This window comes from Allobosea sp. CER48 (genome assembly GCF_044752385.1).
Lineage (GTDB): Bacteria > Pseudomonadota > Alphaproteobacteria > Rhizobiales > Beijerinckiaceae > Allobosea.
The window spans coordinates 1-1,384 of sequence record NZ_JBIWYK010000655.1 but is presented as its reverse complement, the minus strand read 5'-3'; the positions used below and the strand labels follow the sequence as shown (position 1 = coordinate 1,384).

Here is a 1,384-nt window from a genome sequence, read left to right as displayed (position 1 = left end):
ATGGCCTGCAGCAGTGCGTTCTTGGCGAAGCCGGCGTCGCCCTGGACATGAAGCGTCGCGCCGGCGGGCAGATTGATATCGACGCCGGCGGCGAGCGGATGTCCCAGGCCGTCGTGCAGGGCAACGTCCTGCAGCCTCAGTGACCCGTCCTGCGTCTGCTCGATGATGAGAGCGTGCTGAGGTGGCCGGGCTTCGATCTCGACGAGCGCATCGGCCAGTTCGTTGACCCGCCGGGCGGCGGCGAGCCACTCGGCGATGCGCATGAAATTGTCGAGTAGCCAGTTGCAGGCGTTCTGTACGGCGACGAAGGCGGCGGCGACCTGGACGACGCCGCCGAGGGTCATTTCGCCGGCAAGGTATTTCGGCGCGGCCAGCAGCAGCGGCACGATCGGCACCAGCGCGCTGCTGCCATTGGTGATCCATGTCAGGCGCGCGCGCTGACGGATCACCGTCAGCCAGCGTTGCACCACCACCGCGTAGCTCAGCGCCACGGCCTGGCGCTCCCCCGTTTCCGTCCTCGCGAGCGCGATCGCCTCGCCATGGTCGCGGATGCGCATCAGGGCGAAGCGCAGGCCTGCCTCGCTTTCGTTGCGCGCTGCGATGAGCCCAGCCAGGCGATGCCCGACGGTCATCACCAGCGCCGAGACGATCACCGCATAGAACACCGCCGCCAGCACGAGATAGGCCGGCACGACGATCCGGGTCTCGCCCCAGTTCAGGCCTAGGCTGCCGCCGATCTCCCAGAGGATCTCGATGAAGATCACGATGGTGATGACGGAGGAGAGCAGGCCGATCGCGAAGTCGACGACTGGCTCCGTCGCCCAGCGGACATCGTCGGCGATGCGGTATTCCGGATTGGCCGGCTCGTTGCCGCTGAGGCCGAGGCGGAAGAAGCGCCGCTCGCCGACCCAGCCATCGGCGAGCTTGGCCGTGAGCCATTGCCGCCAGTGGACCTGGAAGGTCTCGCGCGATTTCAGGATGAGTACGCCGACTCCCGCAACTGCGAGGACGATGACGGGAAATACCGCCATGGCGACGAGCGCGCTATGGCCGTCCTTCCGCTCCAGCGCGTCGAAGAACCAGCCGTTCCAGCGATTGACCGTGACGTTCGCGAAAACCGAGAGGATGACGCCTGTCGCCAGCAGCAGCGACCAGAGCCAGGCGCAGCGGGCGGTTTCGCCGCGCCAGAAATCGCGCGTCAGGCGTGCGAAGCGGATCGCGACCTGGCGATCTCCAGGCACGGCCGATCTTGCGCCTGGCGTCTCATCGGGCGTCAGCACGGTTTCGATAGTTCCCCAAGGGCCGGTTTTCCGGTCTCCCTGCCGGAAACTGGGGGGCCGAAAATGAACTCAGGCTGAACGAAGCAGCGGGCCGGGTTCGCGGA

1 protein-coding gene is annotated in these 1,384 nt (G+C 66.9%); it reads right to left on the bottom strand.

Features of this window, described 5'->3' with window-relative positions; all coding sequences use genetic code 11:
• On the bottom strand, positions 1 to 1,241 hold a 1,241-nt coding region (locus tag ACIPIA_RS16320; RefSeq protein WP_400511023.1), incomplete at its 3' end, for an ABC transporter ATP-binding protein/permease.
• Positions 1,242 to 1,384 lie beyond the last annotated feature (143 nt).